This is a genomic window from Methylophilus sp. 3sh_L, from assembly GCF_046766015.1.
Taxonomy (GTDB): Bacteria; Pseudomonadota; Gammaproteobacteria; order Burkholderiales; family Methylophilaceae; genus Methylophilus.
Genome location: NZ_JBKOUF010000002.1, coordinates 110,502 through 128,343 on the forward strand (window position 1 = coordinate 110,502; position 17,842 = coordinate 128,343).

Consider the following 17,842-nt stretch of genomic DNA (forward strand, 5'->3'; position numbering starts at 1 on the left):
GTGGTTCTCTTATTGTGTGGGTGTGTCAGAAAGTGGTTTTTCAGGCTGTTCGGCAGCTTCGTTTTCAGGCGCTGGTGCTGGTGCAATTTCATTGCGGAATACCTGCCAGTCATGACTGATCATCGCCAGTGAATCTGCAAACAATGGTTTTTTATACCATTGTGCGCGCACTGCCAGAAAAACAATCACCCCAATGATGGCGGGTATTAACATCACCAAGCCCAGGATCAACGTGCGGTGAGGATTCTCCCACAACACGGCAAACAGCCACATCAACCCGAGCAAACCAGTAAAAATAAACATACTGAAGACCACCAGCAGGCCGACAACACTGGTGGCCAGGCGTTGGGTTTCCTCCAGAAAATCTTCCTTCATGTGCTGTGCCCGGTCTTCAGTATAGTCCGCTACATGATGACGCAAATGGATGAAATTATCCTTTAATGCAGAGACTTTACGGTCAAGAAACAGCACAGCTACAAATTTCAGGAGGTTTAACCACATATTGTTCCTTCATTACTCGCGACGCTTGGCGCCCAACAAGTATCCTATCAGCAAACCAACGCCAGCGGCTACCAATACGGTGCCCAATGGATGCTCTTGCACGGTATCGGCAGTTTTATCCTTGATCGTGTGGTAAGTGTCACTGACTTCACGTTGCACCTGGTCTTTGACGCGGCCTGCTTTGGCAGACAGGTTGGAGGCCAGGGCTGCTGCATTTTCTTCACTGGTCAAACGGTCAATATTCGCTTTGAGGGTATGAATCAGCGCTTTTGCCTTATCCTGGGTATTGTCAGCGGTATCGTTCACGGCATCCAGCAAATCATTCGCAGTAGATTTGACTTGCGCTGCAATTTCTTCAATCGCCTGGTCAGATTTTTTAGCCAAATGATCGGTTGTGTTTTCAACATTGTCTTTAGAAAAATTAAACATTTGAAACTCCTTTAAAAAGTCATACAACAGGTTGAAATCGGTCTTTAAGTCAGAACATCATTCAGGTCGTCATAAAGATGCGTTTTCAATATGGTGCCATCTTAAACTGTCCGGCCTGCGATACCCTATCGGCCCACAACCGATTAAACAGTCAGAATTCTCTGACAATGCTTTATTTGATGGATTGCGCATGTTTACATTGCCCATCCTGATCAAGCCCGTTATGATGATAATGTATTGTTAACAATGCACATTAAAATACGCTGGATTGACCCTTCTTTCAATCTTTATCCTTGTAGACCGCATGCAAAAAATCAGAACCCAATTGATGGCCTTGCTGGACAGACTCGAAGTCATCAGTGATACCTTTGGCGGTAATACGGTGGCTTTACTGACTGTGAGTTTGTTGCTGGCGGCTGCCATGCTGGTGGTGAATGATCGCTTGATCGTCAATACGCGTGAAAAAACAGATGTGCTTAGCAAGCTGGACCAGTTGCTGATTGAGGAGTGGAAAACGCAGGCCAGCCTCTCGGTGGCAGAAAGCGCGCAACGCGGCTATTTGCTCACACGCTCTGAAAACTATTTTGCGCCTTATGATGAAGCGACGCAGGAAATTAGCCAGCATCTGCAAAACATCAATACCCTGTTAAACCATACCAACTTGGTCCAGCACCTAACGATACAAAATATCATGAACCAGTTGGTCAATAGCATTGCCAAGAAATCGGCCGAGATGAGTGTGACGATTGATTTTGCCAAGAAGCATCAGTTTGATAAGGCATTGGCCGTGGTCAAGCTGGATTCCGGCATTAAAGAAAGTGCCAACGTACAAATGCTCTCGCGCCAGTTTGAGCAGGAAATCACTGCTTACCGTCACGAAGTCGCCGAAGCCAGAAACAATTTGCGGCGCATGATGCGTTGGTTTGTTATGGCATGCCCGTTGATTTTTGTTTCCCTGATGGTGCTGGTGATCCGCCGGTTATTGCGGGAGCTGGCGGAAAAGGCCAATCTGCATGAGCGCCTGATTGATGAGAACGCCGAATACGAACGTAATATCCAGACACTCACCAGTAGCTTGCAGCGCCAGGCCTTGCAGGCACAAACCAATATTGAGCGTGAGCGTTACCAGCTTTCACGTGAATTGCACGATGAGTTGGGCTCATTGCTCACAGCGATCAAAATGGATATTTCCTGGGCGATCAAGCATTTGAAGGATACTTCGCCACAGGTGATTGAAAAACTGAAAAAAACTAACCAATATCTCGACCGCAGTATTAACTTTAAGCGTGAGATCGTGCAAAACCTGCATCCATCCATGATCAAAAGCTTTGGCCTGATTGCTTCTTTACAAAATCTGGTTGATGAGGCCGCCATGCGTAATCAATGGCAATTGGATACCATCATGCCCGAGCAGGAGCTGATGATGAATGAAACCTTGAGCCTGATCATTTACCGGCTGGTGCAGGAAAGTCTCAATAATTGCAGCAAATATGCACAAGCCAGTCGCGTCTCTATCCACCTGATGCATGATGACCATCATATCAAGCTTGAAATTGCCGACAATGGCATTGGTTTTGATATGAATAGTCTGACCAGCAGTAATACTGGGATTAGTGGCATGCACAACCGGGTAGAGTCTATCGGTGGCCATTACGAAGTCACCAGTGCGCCTGGCCAAGGCACCAGCACCCGCGTGCTCTTGCCTTTTCTTAAAGCCGAACCGGCAAGCAATTAATCCCTTCAATCAAGCTTTATCATCTCTGCAGGCAGCCTGCATGCACCTTGTAGTCATATTCTGACAAGGGATTCAGTCCGTGGACGACTGACCCGATTGCGCTCAACCCTTAACATGGCAACACATCACAGCACATTCAATGTTTTGTGAAATGCGTAAATAAGGAGACGCACATGTCAATGTCAAAATACAAACAAGCAATAATCTTTGGCGGCCTGTTGGCAACAACGATCACTTTAAATGCCTTTGCGTTCGATCTGGACGAAGTGCAAAACGGCACACAGCCTTATCAGGAAGAATTTAAGGCCTTAGACAAGAACAACAACAGCACCTTGACTTGGGCAGAGGTGCAACAAGATAAAAACGTGAAGAAAAAGGATTTCAAAGCGTTTGATCATGATAAAGATGGCACCTTGAGCTACGAAGAGTTTGCTGAGCTCAAAACCCAAACCAGCCAAAAAGCCATTAAAGGCGCGATGTCTGACAGCTGGATTACGACCAAAGTAAAGGCTAAGTTGTTGGAAGAAGAATCTTTGAAATCGCTCAAAATTAGCGTAGAAACCCATCAAGGGGAAGTCTTGCTAAGCGGCTTTGTGGGCGATGCCTCGCTGAAAACCAAGGCTGAGCAAGTGGTATCCGCGGTGGAAGGCGTGAAGTCTGTGAAAAACGCGATTGTGGTAAAAAGTTAATTAACACCCCCTCGCAAGCTACATATCCTCTCCCAACGTTGTAGCTTGCTTTTTTTGTTTGGCGGGCTGTCCATCAAGTTGTTGTTAGATTCATCCTCTTTGCAGCCAGGACAGTTCGCCCTCAAGTTTACGTGTACAAATGAAAGGAAACATCATGAAAATGAATCGTTATCTGACTATGAGTGCTTTAGTGGCTTTAATGGGGCTGTCCAGCGGCAGCGTATTGGCGCAAGGTGAACCCATGTATAAATTCTTGCCTAGCGAAACAGTGGTCGACAATGTGAAAACACTGTTGCAAAACCATGGTGTAGATGCTTCAGCAATTGAAGTGAATTCCGACACTCAGGGTGTAGTTCAACTGAGCGGTCAGGTTTCTTCCAAAGAGCAGGTTGAAAAGGTGACTAATTTGGCCAAACAGGCTGAAGGCGTGTATGCCGTTCTGGGCGAACTGCGCTATACCACAGGTGAGGTAGTCCCAGCTCCGGCGCCCGCAGGTTTGGATCCAGTCATGGATACCCCGCCCGCACCAGGCAGTGCCGTTGAGCAGATGGATGCCCAATGAATTGATGGGCAAGGTCATGCAGTGGCGTCGCAGATGTCCCGGCAAGAGTTACTGATGCTGGGGCATCACATGTCGACCGGATTCGTACTCAACCTGATTGGCTTGTCGGATGAACAGTAACTGATCTGTTGCAAAGCCGAGTTCCTTGGCTTTCGCCATCAGATGTTGTTTGATGGGATAGGTGAGTTGTGGGGTGCGGGATAAAATCCAAAGGTAGTCTTTGCCACTGCTCACCAGGGCATAGTTGTAATAAGGCTTGTCGATTTCAAGAATGTTGTAATCGCCATAAAAAGGGCCAAAAAATGATACTTTGAGTTTACCGGTACGGCTGCCATCAGGGTTTGCTGCATCAACGAACTTAGCTTTACCGATGGCTTCGCTCCAGTCATTTTTCTCAGGATCAAAGCCGCGATTTACCACTTTAATGGTGCCGTCGGTTTCTAGCGTGTAAGTGGCGGTCACCTGTTCCAATCCTTTTTCAAACCTGTTCTCCAGCCTTGCGATTTCATACCAGGTGCCAACGTATTGATTGGGATCAAAGCTGTGGACAATGGATTGCTCGGCTTGAGGCGACATGGGTTCTGAACAGCCCATCAACCCCCAGCATAGCAGGCAGGTAAAAAGCATCGATAAACGCAAGTGCATGGAAAATAGCTGCATAGAAAATAGCTTAAGTAACATAAGATAAAATAGATAGACAAATGAGTGTCGTCTGGCAAAGACCATTTAAAATAGCATAAATTCAAATAAGGGATAAAAATGAAACAATTGATTTGGGGTGTGTTGTTCCTTTGTTCAACACCATTGATGGCTGATAATTTGGAAACGGGACTCGGTGGCGGCTTGGGCGCTGCTGCAGGTACCGCTGTTGGCAGCGTATTGGGTGGCTCAACCGGTGAGGTCATCGGCGGGGCGGTCGGCGGCGGTTTAGGTGGCGCTGCGACGACAGGCCGTGCCGGTCGCACTGGCGCGATTCTCGGTGGGGCCGCAGGTGGCGCGACGGGTGCCATGGTCGGACGTAAAGTAAGCGGTACCACCACAGGGGCTGTGGTTGGTGCGGGTGTTGGCGGCGCTGGCGGCTCAGTGCTGGGTAAAGTGATTGACGAACCTGATCCTTACGCGGGCCGTGGCTATGGCAAGCGGCACAAAGGTCCCCATCACCACCACAAACATAGACACCACGATCACGATTAAATAAGCAAAGCGTGCATCAACCTTTGGACGAGCAGGTACAGCGGATGCTGCATCTCTTTCACTTTTTGATTCAATGGAGCCTGTCATGAAAACATGGATGATTGCGGTCAGTTTGCTGATGGCTAGTAACCCAAGCTGGGCGCAAAGTTGTAATAATAAAAATGTGGGTGCCAGTGGCGTCGGTGGCCTGGCTGGGTCGGCGATTGGCGCAGTCATGCTGGGGCCTGCTGGCGAAGTACTTGGCGGTGCCGTCGGTGGTGCTGTCGGCAGTGTGGTGGCGAATGGCGGCAAAACGCAGCCATCGACCATGCTGGGTGGTGCCGTAGGGGGCGCCGGTGGCGCTATTCTTGGCCGTGGTTTAGGGGGCGGCAGATTGCTTGCCGTGATCGGTGCAGGGTTAGGTAGTGCAGGTGGGGCGTGTGTGGCACAGCAAAGCGGTGCGACAAAAACACACCATGCTGCACACGGCAAAAGGCAAACGGCCAACAATGCTACTGCCAAAGCCCAAAAGTTACTCGGTAGTTAACTCTATAAATTGGCTGGTGTGATTGTTGGCTGAGCGCATCCGGCGCGCTAATGCGCTGCCAGCTTTAGGCCAATAATCCCTGCCATAATCATGCACAAGCTAAAAACCCGTAAGGCGGACACCGGCTCATTAAATAACCAGATGCCGCCAATCACCGTGCCAACGGCACCAATGCCTACCCAGACTGCGTAAGCAGTGCCTACCGGCAAATGCTTGACGCATACACCTAGCAGCCAGACGCTAATGACCATGGCAACAATGGTCCAGCACGATGGCCAGAATTTGCTAAAGCCTTCGGTGTATTTCAACCCAATGGCCCAAGCAGTTTCAAATAAGCCTGCAATAATCAGCACTAACCAAATCATGGCATTCCTTTGAGCAAGCTCAAGATTGAACAGCGATTAAATCCTCAGCAGTCAACCAGCGCCACTCCCCTGCGGCCAGTGTATCAGGCAAACTTAATTGACCAATTTTGATGCGTTTCAAGGCGGTGACACGGTTACCCATTGCGGCTACCATCCGCTTGACCTGATGGTATTTACCCTCTGCCAAGGTGAGGTGCAAGACAGTTTCCGTCAATAGGGTGGCCGCCAGGGCCGCAATTGTTTCCTCTTCATCAATTAATTTGACGCCCGCCAGTAAATGATCAATGTCGGCGGCGCTCAATGGATGCTTGCAGGTCACTTCATAGACTTTAGGCACGTGGTGCTTGGGGGAGCTGACTTTATGAATAAACTGCCCATCATCGGAGAGCAAAATTAATCCCGTGGTATCTTCATCCAACCGGCCTATGCACTGTACTCCGCGCTCCACCAGGGGGCTGGGCAGCAGCGTATAAAGGGTAGGGTGAAACTGCGTTTTATGCGTACATTCATAATGTGCCGGTTTGTGCATCATCAGGTAGCTGTGTTCACGGTATTGCCAGGCCGTGCCTTGCACTGTGAATTGCAGCGTGTCATCGAGCACAAATTTTGCATCCGGGTCGTCGCACGGCTCGCCGTTGACGGTGACCTCGTCGTTGACGATTAAAATACGGCACATTTTGCGTGTGCCAAAGCCCTGCCTGTGCAGGATACGTTCCAAATCAAGTGTTTTTGCCATGCAAGAATTATACGTGAATTGCAGCGGTGCTTTGGTCTGGCAGTCTGGGCTCAGCTAAAAATCAGCCGCGCTGGCAATTCACGTATAATTCTGCCATGGCTTTCAAACATATTACCTCCCGTGACAATCCCATCTTCAAACAATTGCGCAAGCTGGCCGACCAGTCGCGTGAGCGCAGAAAAACAGGCTCTACGCTGTTAGAAGGCGTGCATTTGATAGAAGCCTACCAGCAGGTCTATGGTGAGCCCAGATTGCTGATTATTCCTGAAGGGCATAGTAATGATGAGGCGACCGCTTTAATACAGCAGCTGAACGATGTGGATACCATGCTGCTACCTACACTCATGTTTGCAGAGTTGGCGCCGGTGGCCTCCAGCAGCGGGGTGATGGCATTGGTCGATATCCCTGCCGCGGTGTTACCGGAACAGGCGGATTTTGTGCTCGTTATTGAAGATATCCAGGATCCCGGCAATTTGGGCAGTATCTTGCGTACAGCGGCGGCGGCAGGCGTACAGGCCGCGTATCTCAGCAAAGGCTGTACCGATGCCTGGTCACCGAAAGCGCTCAGGGGCGGGCAAGGGGCGCAGTTTATTTTGCCTCTGCTTGAGGGCGTGGATGCGCTCGAGGTGATCGCGGGCTTTGCTGGCAAAACACTTGCGCTGACCATGCAAGGAGCCAGCCTTTATCAGCAAGCACTACACGAGCCGGTTTTGTTTGTCGTGGGCAATGAGGGCGCCGGTATTTCTGCTGCGGTGCAAGCAGCGGTTGAGACTTGTGTCACTATCCCGATGGCACACCAAGGGACGCGGGCCCTGGAATCGCTCAATGCTGCCGCGGCCACCGCGATTGCGTTATTTGAATGCCAGCGGCAGCGCGGAATGGGCCAATAGCGTGCAGTGAAAGAGGTCGCTTAATGTTTGATTTCAGAAGCGTCGCTGCGGTCAAACAAGGCTAAAGCCTCTTCTTCATCCACCACATAATGCTTATTGCAGAAGTCGCATTGAATCTCAATGCTGCCTTGTTCTTGCAGGATGCTCTGCACTTCTTCCAGGCCCAGCATTTGCAACATATTGCTGACATTGGCTTGTGAACAGCTGCAAAATGCCTGCACTTCGCGCCCATTAAACAGCCGCACATCTTCTTCCACAAACAATCGCTGTAACAGCGTTACGGCTTCCAGATCCAGCAGTTCCGGCGCAGTGACGGTGCCTGCCAAATGTTGTACACGGTTCCAGCAATCCAGATCACTTTCTTGCTGCTGCGGTAGCTTTTGCAATAACAGCCCTGCTGCACGGTCGCCCTCAGCCGCCAGCCACAGCCGGGTATCGATCTGTTGCGAGCGTAGCATATAGTTTTCAAGCATATTGGCGATATTGTCGCCTTCCAGCGGAACGATGCCCTGGTAAGGTTCGCCTGCTTCTGGCATCAAGGTGATCACCAATTGGCCTTGTGCCAGCCAGTCGGTTAAATGCGCACCTGTGAGTTCGCCATTGGTTTTGGCGGTGGCGCGGATATTTAAGCCTGACGTACATTCCACCACCAATAACTGCAAGGCGCCTTTGCTTTGCAATTGCAAAATCAATTTGCCTTGCATTTTGAGTGTCGCGGTCAGTAATACGCTGGCCGCAGCAAACTCAGCAATCACGCGCTTGAGCGCTTCTGGTAATGCCTGATGCTCCAGGGCGGTGAACAGGCTTTGATCAAGCTGGACAAAGTTACCGCGTACAGCGGACTGTTCGAAAATAAATGGGTAAAGCTGGTCAGAGTGTTGTGCATTTTTCATACGCGTTATTTTAACATTGAAGCCTGCCGTGGCTGATCACGTCGATAAAAAAGCCCGCACTTGGGCGGGCTTCAATCACAGGCAGTCTAATGATTAAAAATGGTAATTCAATGTTGCGCGGGCATTTAAAGGGGCTCCTGGCGTAATGTTATTGTTGTTGTGTGCAAACAGGGCATAGTCTTTGTTGGTCAGGTTCTCGATATTGATTTGCGCATCCCATTGCGGGCTGAGCTTGGCAAAAATCGCTGCATCAAAACGCGTATAACCCGGCAGAAGGGTACTCTGGCTGGCCGTTGGGGTAGCGGCATACATTTCTGAACGGCTAACCATACCTAGCGCCACCGCCCAAGTGTCATTGATCTGGTATTTATTCCATAATGAAAAAGTGCGGGTAGGGGTCATTGCCAGATGGCTGCCTGCCAAAATCGCACTGTTGCCTGCGCCTTGTTGCTTGGTGATTTCACCTTCTTGCAGTGTGAATGCACCCATTACCTGCCATTGGTCTGTCACCTTGCCGCTTAGGCCAACTTCCAGGCCTTTGGTCTCCTGGCCATCAAGCAGAATTGAGTTCCCCGTATTTAAAGGGTCTGCGGCTAAAACATTTTCTCTTTCAAGCTGGAAAACGGCTGCAGTCAATGCCAGGTTAGGGTTGATGTCCCATTTGGCGCCAATTTCTTTATTAATGAATTTTTCTGGTTTAAAGCTTGCAGTGCTCACGGTAAGACCAATCAACTGATCCCCCGCCCTGGGAACGTATGAGGTACTGTAGTTGGCGTAGAGTGAGCTATTCTCAGAGGGTTTAAAGATTAAGCCAGCTCTTGGCGAAAGCAAATTATTAGAAACATTAATTGTTTGATTATTGAATGCATCTACATAGCGGGTATCCAGATGATCATGCCGTAATCCGACCACGGCTTGCCATTGTGGATTGAACACAATCTGATCTTGCAGATAGAAAGCGGCTACTGTGAAATCACTTTTCTGGTTACGTGCAAGGGTGTTAATCGCGATGTTGGCATAAGGTGCACTCGCTGAAACACCATTGACACTGGTTCCTGTCAGTCGTTTGTTATCGGTGTCTTGCGCGTTTAATTCTGCGCCAGCAAGCAGTTGATGTTCAACGTTACCGATTTTCGCTTTGTAAGTGATGTCTGTTTGGTTAATCAGGTTTTCACGCTTGGTATCATCCCGGTAAGCTGAAATTGTTAATGTTCCTGTGGTCGAGACCGGGCTGTCTGCATAAATGTTTTGATAAAACTTATCGTAGAAGGCCAGGCGCGTGCTGTTTTTAACTTGTACACCGTTATCAAACGCATGGCTGATAATCGCATTGAATGCGGTCGTTTCCGTCTGGGTTGGGCTGAGTCTCGCATTACCAAAAAACTGATCGTAATCGCCGATGCGGTAAGGACGGCGGTTAAGGTCTGCATTATTGACGGTTAATGTGCCTGTGCGTGTCGCTTGGGCAGGCACGCCGCGGTCCGCAGTGCGTTCGTCCTTGAAATATTCGGCACTTAAAATAATCTCGGTTTTATCGCCTGGTTTGATCGTAAAGGTTGGTGTGATGCCATAGCGCTTCAATTCGACACCGTCACGGTAAGAATTAGAGTTTTCATACACCGCATTGAGTCTGAATGCCAACTCGTCTGACAAGCCCTGGCCATAATCAGCGGTGATGCGGCGGTGATCAAAACTGCCATAGCTCACACTCAGGTCTTTGACCGGGTCCCAGCCAGCTTTTTTGCTGACACGATTCACGACGCCGCCAGCACCGCCGCGGCCAAAAATCATGCCGTTAGGGCCTTTGAGCACTTCGATACGGTCGGTGTTATATAAGTCACGGTAAGTCTGGATATCGTCGCGCATGCCATCTACAAACAAATCTCCTGTCGTCTGATTGCCACGTAGCACCAGCTGGTCACGGTTGCCTTCGCCTTGCGCTGCTTGTACGCCAGGTACATAGCGCACTGCGTCGGCAATACTTTGCATAGACTGGTCTTGCATAAAGTCACGCGTAATCACGGTAATGGCTTGCGGGACGTTGACCAGCTCGGTATCGGTTCTGGTCGCAGAGGTTGAGCGTTTTGCGTGATATCCCTTCACCGGTTTGGTATCACTCTTTTTTTCTGCGGTGACTTCCACTTCATGTAATTCTTGGGTTTCGCTCGCAGTTTCAGCCATGGCCGTGACAGACAGCATGGCCGTGCTGAAAAATACGCCGATGGAAAGTAAAGTTGGGCGTGGATTTAAGTTATTTTTAATGGCATTTTTAATAGTCATAAAATTAATATCCTCTCAATGATTGTCGCGAATATTAAACTAGTTGATAATGGTTATCAATAAATATTGTAAGTTTTGTCAGGAAATGACAGCGGTGACGAGATTACAGAGGATGGGCAGCCGGGCTTAGCTGCCAATGTGTCATGGCCCATTGCCACAGCGCAGGCAGACTGGAAAAACGGGGCACGGGTTTGGGTAAATATGGCAAAAAGTTAAACGCTTGGGTGAGCGTGTCTTTGAGATTGTCCAGCGGTAAGGCGGTTGCCAGCGTTTGTTTGCTGAGTTTTTGTCCTTGTGCATTCAAAACCAGCGGGATGTGCGCGTAGTCTGGAGTCAGGTAGCCCAAGCATTGCTGCAGGTGTATTTGTCTGGTAGTGGATTGCAACAAGTCAGCGCCGCGCACAACCTGGGTAACGCCTTGCAGGGCATCATCAACAACGACAGCTAACTGGTAGCTAAAGAGGCCATCCGCACGCTTGATGACGAAGTCGCCAATGTCCGCGGCCATGGCATGTTGTTGCCAACCCAGGATACGGTCTTTAAAGCCAAGATTGATAGCTGTCGTCTTTAGACGCCAGGCGGCGGGTGTGTTGGCTTTGACCGGATGATGCAGGCAAGTGCCAGGGTAAATGGCGCCTTCGATCCCCACTTGAGTCGAACTGTCGGCAATTTCCTTGCGCGAGCAGGTGCAAGGATAAGCCAGGGCCTGCTTGCGTAACTGTGTTAGTGCCTGTTCATAATGTTCGCTGCGTTCGCTTTGATAGACGATTTCCCCATCCCAAACAAAGCCATAATGCTGCAGGGTATGAATAATGTCTGCGCCGGCACCGTCGACACGGCGAGTGGTGTCTACATCTTCGATGCGTAACAGCCACTGACCGCCTTGGCTTTTCGCATCACAGTAGCTGGCGACGGCTGCGACCAGGGAGCCAAAGTGCAAGGGGCCGGTAGGCGAGGGGGCAAAGCGGCCAACCACCATGGTGATTTACTGGGTGACGTAAGGGGGAATATGCCAAGCCACCAATTGGCCGCCACGCAATTGCAGATGGCAAGCCATGCGTTCAACGCCCTGGCTGGAGACATCAAAGGTATAAGTACGCTGTAATTGCATGCGTCCATTGCCATCCCTGGCAAAACCGACGCGGGCGCAAGCCACGGTTTCATCCAAAAACTGCAGATGGCAACGCTCGGCCAATTGGCGACCTATCTTGAGTGCAATTTCACGCTTGGATATGGTATCCATCCAATACCATGCCCCCGCCATCAAAATGGCCAATAAGCCCCATTCAGCCATCGTTATTCTCCTTTAAAGCGATAATCATTTTCAGTGTATGATGACTAGTAATCCATTTCATATTCACTTCATTCTTATTTAGTGTTGTTAACGATGAATTCAAGCCGCGAAGCAGATGCAATTCAAGCTTATTATAATTTATTGCACAGCAAGGGCGCCGATGCTGCCATCATGGCACAGCGCGATGCGGTGTTGGCCGAGCTGACGCCGCTGTTAAAAGATCAGGAATGTACTAGCACCATCTACCGTCAAGCCGTTGATGATTGCCTGGCTGACAAGGAAGCCCAGCGCTGGCCAGAAATCCTGACTATTATCCGTGAGTTTTATCCTTTTTGGCGCGGCGATGTGAAAGCCGTGATGCAATATGCGGATACGGTCGGCTTTGAGTTACATCCGATTGGCTGGCAACCAGCCGTCATTGATTTACAGTCTGTCTGGCCTGCCTTGCAATCCGAAAAGTTTGAAACGGCTGAATTATGGCCGCTGAATGGTTACGTTAAAGCGCTCAAATCCATGGAACACAAACAAGAGATGGATATTGAATTGCGTACGCGGATGGCAAAACTCATGCTCTTACGCTTGCGTGAGGCGCCTCTCACGGAAAAAAATGCTTACCGCATCACGGCTGACGCCACCTTGCCCTTATTTAACCTTAAAAATACCCGCCACCTTTTTCTAAACGCCGTCCGTGAGTTTTACTACTTCTGGTCTGCGCATCCTGATGCCGTTGAAATGCTCAAGCAACTGCAGCCGGTAGAGATTATTTAAACACCTTCATTGTCTTGAGGAGTTTCATCGCGCAAGCGGTGCTTATATCGCGGGTTTTACGCGTGCTGAAAACACTATCCCGTCGCGAGCGTTTAGTCTAGGCACACCGGTTAGTATGTTCTTGCAAGCGTACTTTATTTTTTTTGCACTATAAATGTGCAATGCACTTTTGTTAGTTTTATTTTGGTGCATTTTTTATTTGCAAGAAATGCCTGTCCTTTTAAAATCAATCACTTAAAAATGGCCTGATACTTGCTTAAAACTTGCGCATTTTAAAAAGGCGTGTCCTTGAGACAAAACGCCCATTAATAATTATTGAATTCGGAGAGCGAAATGGAATCATTAGTGACAGCTAATGACGTCCTGTTTGTATTGCTGGGAGCTATTATGGTCCTGGCGATGCATGCCGGTTTTGCCTTTTTGGAAGTCGGCACAGTACGTCAAAAAAACCAGGTGAACGCCCTGGTAAAAATCATGGTGGATTTTTGTGTGTCTACCATCGCCTATTTTTTTGTTGGCTATGGCATTGCCTATGGCATCCACTTTTTCAATGGCGCGGAGACCTTGACTGCGCAAAGCGGGTTTGGCCTGGTCAAATTCTTTTTCCTGTTAACGTTTGCCGCAGCGATTCCTGCCATTATCTCTGGCGGCATTGCCGAACGCGCAAAGTTTAATCCGCAATTGGCGGCCACTTTTCTGATTGTCGGCTTTATCTATCCCTTCTTTGAGGGCATTGCCTGGAATGGTCATTTTGGTTTTCAGGATTGGCTGAAAGCCAGTTTTGGCGCTAATTTTCATGATTTTGCCGGTTCTGTGGTGGTGCATGCGATGGGCGGCTGGATCGCCTTGGCCGCGGTGTTATTACTTGGTGCGCGTAATGGCCGCTACACCAAAGACGGTAAGTTGCATGCCTATCCGCCTTCGAATATCCCATTTTTGGCATTGGGTGCATGGATATTAACGGTGGGCTGGTTTGGCTTTAACGTCATGTCTGCGCAAGCTATCCAAAATATCTCCGGTCTGGTCGCGGTCAATTCGCTGATGGCTTTGGTTGGCGCTACGCTGGCTGCGCTGGTATTGGGTAAGAATGACCCGGGCTTTGTCCATAACGGTCCCTTAGCCGGCCTGGTCGCCGTCTGTGCCGGCTCGGACGTGATGCATCCGCTAGGTGCACTGATCACCGGCGGCGTGGCCGGGGCATTGTTTGTCTGGGCGTTTACCCTCACGCAAAACCGCCTCAAGATTGATGATGTATTAGGGGTATGGCCACTGCATGGCTTATGTGGCGCATGGGGCGGGATTGCAGCGGGTATTTTTGGCAGCACTGCCTTGGGCGGATTGGGTGGCGTGAGCCTGATCAGCCAATTGCTGGGCACCTTGGTCGGCGTGATGATTGCCTTAAGCGGTGGGCTGGTGGTGTATGGTTTGCTCAAAAAACTGGTCGGTCTACGTCTGGACCCTGAAGAGGAGTTTGATGGTGCGGATTTAAGTATCCATAAAATTCCAGCAGTGTCTGGGGATTAATCAATCCTCCATACTATTTTTTTACAGCATGAAGGCCCGTCTTGCGACGGGCTTTTTTATTGGGTCGATTTCTGTAGGTTCTATATCGGGTTTTAAGACTCAGTCGCACAATCTTGTGCATGCACAAGGCATAGCATGGCACTGCTTGAGCTGATGACGCAAGCGTTTGCTTTTCAGGATTTGAGCGGCTTAGTCTCGATTTAATAATAATATCGTTTCAATGAAGCTTAGGTTTCATATTTAAATCCTACATTTCATTTCTGGCAACCAAGCCACAGGTACATTCAATTTGGAGAGTAGAAATGAAAGTCTGTCATCGTATGGGCCTAATATTAGCGGGTGTTTTGATGCAAAACATTGCTTTTGCCCAAGTAGTATCTAGTTTCGGGATTGCTGTGTTACCCGACACGCAATTTTATTCACGTTATGCTACCCCTGCAGAAGGTAATCAATTTATGGAAAGATATGGCTCTGAGCCATATACATCACAAACAAGCTGGTTAGTGCAAAACTCAAAAAAATACAATATTCCCTTTGTTGTTCATGTCGGCGATGTTGTGGATCAGCAGAGTAAGATTCCACAGTGGGAAGTTGCAACGAAGGCAATGAAAATACTTGAGGATGGCGGTGTAAACTACTCCATTCTGGCAGGCAATCATGACGTTACTTACGGATGCAGTTACTGGGGATCGCAAACAGACTGCACTGATGAGCAAAGAACGAGTAATGACAACTATCTAAAATATTTTCCTACTTCCAGAGCGCAAAAGCAAAGCACCTTTGGAGGACGCAGTCCAAATGGCTGGCACGAATATCACATTTTTACGGCTGAAGGTCAGCAATACTTGGTCCTTGCTCTTTCGTGGCGCGCCTCAAATTCCGCTATCGCATGGGCTCGCCAGGTGATCAAAGATCATCCAACACTCCCTGTTATTTTGACTAGCCATGAATTCTTGGCTATACAAAGTGACGGTGTCAATGTTGTAGAAACAGACTACAGTAACTTTTTATGGGATCAACTCATCAAGGATAACGATCAAATCTTCATGGTTGTTTGTGGGCATAATCACGGCTCCGGTCACAAGGCAAGGACCAATAATTATGGTCATACTGTTTGGGAGATGGTAGTTGACTATCAAATGGCTTACCAAGGTGGTAATGCGCAAATGCAGGTATATGAATTTGACCTGACTAATAATAAGATCAATGGCTTGGCATTTTCACCTTGGGTCCCAGAAAAGCCTGAGTCGACTATCACACAGTTTGACCGCGCACTATTAACTGGCAATGGCAATGAATTTTCGGTGGATATGAATTTTGCTGAGAGGTTTAAAGGCTTTAACCCGACTTTTATTGCTGGCTCAATAAATTACCACACATCTATTGTCGAAGATTTGCGTAATGATATTGCTGAAAGCTTCACGGAGCAGCCAGAACCAGTCGTTCTTACACCGCTAGACCGAGATGATTATGCACATAGCGGTAACACTTTGGCACATTGGAAATTTGATACCGGCACAGTGGGTACTCCTGTCGTCAATGGCGCTGATAAGTATGCCGTGCCTGATCAAACCGGAAAAAATCCATTGCACTTTGAGGGTAAGTCTGGCGATATTATGTGGTCAGCCGATCATCACGCCTATTCCGCCTCTAATGGTAGCGTTTGTTTTATGACAAACGACAAGACCAAACCCAATCCTGCTTTCTTTTTTACCGATGGTAATGGTGCTTTAAGTAATGAGCAATTCAAAAACTCAGGATATACCGTTGAAGCTTTCGTAAAAATTGCCAAAGACTGGACACCGGCGAATGGTGCCTGGATGAATATTCTGACGCGTGATATGCCCAGAGGTTGGATTGGTGGTTATCAAGGGGGTGACGGGGGGGAGAGTTCACTGTTATTTGCGGTTTCAAGCCTTCGTGAATTTCAATGGGAGCCAACTACCTTTTTAAGTTCAGGTGTTGCCGAAAAAACAAACTGGTCAGGGGAGGTGATGGCCGATACATGGGAGCATGTTGCGATTGTGAATGATCCTGTGACACATGATACAACGATGTATGTTGCAGGCGCTCCGGTTTTGCGTAATGTCAAATCAGCCGTTGGGATCGCAGGTTTAAATTGGGCCGCCTGGGTTGTTGGCGCCGGTCAATATGGTGGCTGGCAAGGCGGGCATGTCAACGGGTTCCGTGGTTGTATCAACGAAATTCGTATCACCAATGCGGCACTGACTCCCGATCAGTGGCTAACCGCACGTAAAAACAGGGTTACCCCAGCCGGTAGTCGTCAAGTGGTTAACGCTACAAACAATGATGATGAAATTATTGTCACGGGGGGATCCTTGTTCACTGGAGGGAATGGTCACAATACTTACGTGTTGCGTTCGATCCGGGATGCCGGTGCTACGGTTACCGATTTCATTGTTGGGCGTGATAAGTTGAACCTCATCCAGTTGCTGAAGGCGGTTGGATATAAAGGAAGTGATCCAATCGCAGATGGCTATGTGCGTGCAGTCAGCCAGGGCGGCGATACCATTATTCAGGTGGATACTGATGGCGCTTCCAGACCGACTGCTTTCCGTACACTGATTACTTTGAAAGCAACAACCGCTAATAAAATCGACAAAAATAGCTTTTATTTCTAACGATTTTTCTTAAACAACTCAGGGTGGTGCAGATGATGAGCACTACCCATTGATGACATTCATGAGTCATATCACAGGAGTATTAAAATGAAACCGCAATTGATTTTACGCAATGTGTTAATCGCTTCTTTAATGATCTTTTCAGTCTCGGGCCACGCAATGGCAAACAACCTCCAGGTACAAAGTTACAGAGGCGATGTTGGCAATTTGAATAATGTATGGACGCTCACTACAGCCTCTAAATTCAACCAGGATGATTATCCCCTTGATGCTGGTGCGCTGAATGTTTCTGGCAATGAGCCTGAGCAAACAAATATTGGCACAGGGTTGGAAAGCTATTTAGGTTTGGCTGATGGCAGTTTGGATATTGACTCCTTCAGTGCGCAAGCTTACGAAGGCTCTGCAATGAAGCTGAGTTTCAACTTAAAAGCGGGCGACACGCTTTCTTTTGACTATAGCTTTGCAACGCGCGATGTAGGCGCAAGTAACATTGGTAAAGACTACAGTTTTATTGTGATCAACGGCAAATTGTCTACCTTAAGCGATGTGGGTAACACAACTGCAAGCCATGCCTCCGGTAATGATTTAGCGAGTACTGGTCTCACCAGTTTCTCATTCAAAGCAGACCACACCGGTAATTTCGATATCTATTTCGGCGTGGTTGATATTGGCGATTTCAATGCGAGTTCTACACTGCGATTGTATGGTTCACAGCTGGTTGCTGCAGTCCCTGAGCCAGATACAGCGATTCTGTCACTGATGGGCTTGGGTTTGGTTTGCTTGGTACGCAGGCAAAAAAGAGACGTTTAGTCAC

19 protein-coding genes are annotated in these 17,842 nt (G+C 48.6%); 10 read left to right on the forward strand and 9 right to left on the reverse strand.

Features of this window, described 5'->3' with window-relative positions; all coding sequences use genetic code 11:
• Positions 1–9: 9 nt before the first annotated feature.
• Both ACIDF8_RS06235 and ACIDF8_RS06240 read right to left on the reverse strand, forming a co-directional pair.
• Positions 10–501, reverse strand: a complete 492-nt coding sequence (locus tag ACIDF8_RS06235; RefSeq protein WP_412009757.1) for a phage holin family protein — start codon at positions 499–501, stop codon at positions 10–12.
• Positions 502–513: 12 nt separating this feature from the next.
• The gene (locus ACIDF8_RS06240) at positions 514–930 is read right to left on the reverse strand and encodes a DUF883 family protein (protein WP_412009758.1); all 417 of its coding nucleotides are present in this window, start codon (positions 928–930) and stop codon (positions 514–516) included.
• 304 nt (positions 931–1,234) lie between these two features.
• Here ACIDF8_RS06240 and ACIDF8_RS06245 point away from each other — a divergent pair, with 304 nt between their 5' ends.
• From ACIDF8_RS06245 to ACIDF8_RS06255, 3 genes are all read left to right on the forward strand, one after another.
• Positions 1,235–2,665 (forward strand): CHASE3 domain-containing protein, encoded by a 1,431-nt coding sequence (locus ACIDF8_RS06245; RefSeq protein WP_412009759.1) that lies wholly within the window; start codon positions 1,235–1,237, stop codon positions 2,663–2,665.
• Between the two features lie 173 nt (positions 2,666–2,838).
• Positions 2,839–3,354, forward strand: coding sequence for a BON domain-containing protein (locus ACIDF8_RS06250; RefSeq protein ID WP_412009760.1), 516 nt, complete (start codon positions 2,839–2,841; stop codon positions 3,352–3,354).
• A gap of 154 nt (positions 3,355–3,508) precedes the next feature.
• On the forward strand, positions 3,509–3,916 hold the full coding sequence (locus ACIDF8_RS06255; protein ID WP_412009761.1) for a BON domain-containing protein: 408 nt from the start codon (positions 3,509–3,511) through the stop codon (positions 3,914–3,916).
• Positions 3,917–3,964: 48 nt separating this feature from the next.
• On the opposite strand, the gene ACIDF8_RS06260 is transcribed toward ACIDF8_RS06255, so the two are convergent.
• The gene (locus tag ACIDF8_RS06260; protein ID WP_412010048.1) at positions 3,965–4,492 is read right to left on the reverse strand and encodes a lipocalin family protein; all 528 of its coding nucleotides are present in this window, start codon (positions 4,490–4,492) and stop codon (positions 3,965–3,967) included.
• 183 nt (positions 4,493–4,675) lie between these two features.
• Here ACIDF8_RS06260 and ACIDF8_RS06265 point away from each other — a divergent pair, with 183 nt between their 5' ends.
• Positions 4,676–5,110, forward strand: coding sequence for a glycine zipper domain-containing protein (locus ACIDF8_RS06265; protein ID WP_412009762.1), 435 nt, complete (start codon positions 4,676–4,678; stop codon positions 5,108–5,110).
• 85 nt (positions 5,111–5,195) lie between these two features.
• Positions 5,196–5,636, forward strand: coding sequence for a bacteriocin (locus ACIDF8_RS06270; protein ID WP_412009763.1), 441 nt, complete (start codon positions 5,196–5,198; stop codon positions 5,634–5,636).
• A gap of 47 nt (positions 5,637–5,683) precedes the next feature.
• On the opposite strand, the gene sugE is transcribed toward ACIDF8_RS06270, so the two are convergent.
• Both sugE and ACIDF8_RS06280 read right to left on the reverse strand, forming a co-directional pair.
• Positions 5,684–6,001, reverse strand: coding sequence for a quaternary ammonium compound efflux SMR transporter SugE (sugE, locus tag ACIDF8_RS06275; RefSeq protein ID WP_412009764.1), 318 nt, complete (start codon positions 5,999–6,001; stop codon positions 5,684–5,686).
• A gap of 19 nt (positions 6,002–6,020) precedes the next feature.
• Positions 6,021–6,737 (reverse strand): pseudouridine synthase, encoded by a 717-nt coding sequence (locus ACIDF8_RS06280; RefSeq protein WP_412009765.1) that lies wholly within the window; start codon positions 6,735–6,737, stop codon positions 6,021–6,023.
• Positions 6,738–6,832: 95 nt separating this feature from the next.
• Here ACIDF8_RS06280 and ACIDF8_RS06285 point away from each other — a divergent pair, with 95 nt between their 5' ends.
• Positions 6,833–7,627: a TrmH family RNA methyltransferase gene (locus tag ACIDF8_RS06285; RefSeq protein WP_412009766.1), complete on the forward strand. Its 795-nt coding sequence runs from the start codon at positions 6,833–6,835 to the stop codon at positions 7,625–7,627.
• Between the two features lie 20 nt (positions 7,628–7,647).
• Here ACIDF8_RS06285 and hslO read toward each other — a convergent pair whose 3' ends face one another.
• From hslO to ACIDF8_RS06305, 4 genes are all read right to left on the reverse strand, one after another.
• Positions 7,648–8,520 carry an Hsp33 family molecular chaperone HslO gene (hslO, locus tag ACIDF8_RS06290; protein WP_412009767.1) on the reverse strand — a complete coding sequence of 291 codons (873 nt, stop codon included), beginning with the start codon at positions 8,518–8,520 and terminating at the stop codon, positions 7,648–7,650.
• Between the two features lie 93 nt (positions 8,521–8,613).
• Positions 8,614–10,800 (reverse strand): TonB-dependent receptor, encoded by a 2,187-nt coding sequence (locus ACIDF8_RS06295; RefSeq protein ID WP_412009768.1) that lies wholly within the window; start codon positions 10,798–10,800, stop codon positions 8,614–8,616.
• A gap of 103 nt (positions 10,801–10,903) precedes the next feature.
• The gene (gluQRS, locus tag ACIDF8_RS06300; RefSeq protein WP_412009769.1) at positions 10,904–11,779 is read right to left on the reverse strand and encodes a tRNA glutamyl-Q(34) synthetase GluQRS; all 876 of its coding nucleotides are present in this window, start codon (positions 11,777–11,779) and stop codon (positions 10,904–10,906) included.
• Positions 11,780–11,785: 6 nt separating this feature from the next.
• Entirely contained in the window at positions 11,786–12,094 is a 309-nt protein-coding gene (locus ACIDF8_RS06305; RefSeq protein WP_412009770.1) for a DUF3301 domain-containing protein, read from the reverse strand.
• Between the two features lie 93 nt (positions 12,095–12,187).
• Between ACIDF8_RS06305 and ACIDF8_RS06310 the strand changes: the two genes are divergently transcribed.
• From ACIDF8_RS06310 to ACIDF8_RS06325, 4 genes are all read left to right on the forward strand, one after another.
• Positions 12,188–12,862, forward strand: coding sequence for a hypothetical protein (locus ACIDF8_RS06310; protein WP_412009771.1), 675 nt, complete (start codon positions 12,188–12,190; stop codon positions 12,860–12,862).
• Between the two features lie 333 nt (positions 12,863–13,195).
• Positions 13,196–14,386: an ammonium transporter gene (locus ACIDF8_RS06315; protein WP_412009772.1), complete on the forward strand. Its 1,191-nt coding sequence runs from the start codon at positions 13,196–13,198 to the stop codon at positions 14,384–14,386.
• A 347-nt stretch (positions 14,387–14,733) separates the two neighbouring features.
• On the forward strand, positions 14,734–17,028 hold the full coding sequence (locus ACIDF8_RS06320) for a LamG-like jellyroll fold domain-containing protein (RefSeq protein ID WP_412009773.1): 2,295 nt from the start codon (positions 14,734–14,736) through the stop codon (positions 17,026–17,028).
• Positions 17,029–17,115: 87 nt separating this feature from the next.
• A complete protein-coding gene (locus tag ACIDF8_RS06325) occupies positions 17,116–17,838 on the forward strand; it encodes a PEP-CTERM sorting domain-containing protein (protein ID WP_412009774.1) in 723 nt (240 codons plus the stop codon).
• The last annotated feature ends 4 nt before the right edge of the window (positions 17,839–17,842 follow it).

Excerpts from the sequence above, each read along its gene's own strand:
- sugE (WP_412009764.1), bottom strand. The coding sequence starts at position 6,001 with ATGATTTGGTTAGTGCTGATTATTGCAGGCTTATTTGAAACTGCTTGG.
- ACIDF8_RS06270 (WP_412009763.1), top strand. The coding sequence starts at position 5,196 with ATGAAAACATGGATGATTGCGGTCAGTTTGCTGATGGCTAGTAACCCA.
- ACIDF8_RS06240 (WP_412009758.1), bottom strand. The coding sequence starts at position 930 with ATGTTTAATTTTTCTAAAGACAATGTTGAAAACACAACCGATCATTTG.
- ACIDF8_RS06285 (WP_412009766.1), top strand. The coding sequence starts at position 6,833 with ATGGCTTTCAAACATATTACCTCCCGTGACAATCCCATCTTCAAACAA.
- ACIDF8_RS06265 (WP_412009762.1), top strand. The coding sequence starts at position 4,676 with ATGAAACAATTGATTTGGGGTGTGTTGTTCCTTTGTTCAACACCATTG.
- ACIDF8_RS06310 (WP_412009771.1), top strand. The coding sequence starts at position 12,188 with ATGAATTCAAGCCGCGAAGCAGATGCAATTCAAGCTTATTATAATTTA.
- ACIDF8_RS06255 (WP_412009761.1), top strand. The coding sequence starts at position 3,509 with ATGAAAATGAATCGTTATCTGACTATGAGTGCTTTAGTGGCTTTAATG.
- ACIDF8_RS06280 (WP_412009765.1), bottom strand. The coding sequence starts at position 6,737 with ATGGCAAAAACACTTGATTTGGAACGTATCCTGCACAGGCAGGGCTTT.
- ACIDF8_RS06245 (WP_412009759.1), top strand. The coding sequence starts at position 1,235 with ATGCAAAAAATCAGAACCCAATTGATGGCCTTGCTGGACAGACTCGAA.
- ACIDF8_RS06250 (WP_412009760.1), top strand. The coding sequence starts at position 2,839 with ATGTCAATGTCAAAATACAAACAAGCAATAATCTTTGGCGGCCTGTTG.
- hslO (WP_412009767.1), bottom strand. The coding sequence starts at position 8,520 with ATGAAAAATGCACAACACTCTGACCAGCTTTACCCATTTATTTTCGAA.
- ACIDF8_RS06325 (WP_412009774.1), top strand. The coding sequence starts at position 17,116 with ATGAAACCGCAATTGATTTTACGCAATGTGTTAATCGCTTCTTTAATG.
- ACIDF8_RS06260 (WP_412010048.1), bottom strand. The coding sequence starts at position 4,492 with ATGTCGCCTCAAGCCGAGCAATCCATTGTCCACAGCTTTGATCCCAAT.
- ACIDF8_RS06305 (WP_412009770.1), bottom strand. The coding sequence starts at position 12,094 with ATGGCTGAATGGGGCTTATTGGCCATTTTGATGGCGGGGGCATGGTAT.
- ACIDF8_RS06235 (WP_412009757.1), bottom strand. The coding sequence starts at position 501 with ATGTGGTTAAACCTCCTGAAATTTGTAGCTGTGCTGTTTCTTGACCGT.
- ACIDF8_RS06295 (WP_412009768.1), bottom strand. The coding sequence starts at position 10,800 with ATGACTATTAAAAATGCCATTAAAAATAACTTAAATCCACGCCCAACT.
- ACIDF8_RS06320 (WP_412009773.1), top strand. The coding sequence starts at position 14,734 with ATGCAAAACATTGCTTTTGCCCAAGTAGTATCTAGTTTCGGGATTGCT.
- ACIDF8_RS06315 (WP_412009772.1), top strand. The coding sequence starts at position 13,196 with ATGGAATCATTAGTGACAGCTAATGACGTCCTGTTTGTATTGCTGGGA.
- gluQRS (WP_412009769.1), bottom strand. The coding sequence starts at position 11,779 with ATGGTGGTTGGCCGCTTTGCCCCCTCGCCTACCGGCCCCTTGCACTTT.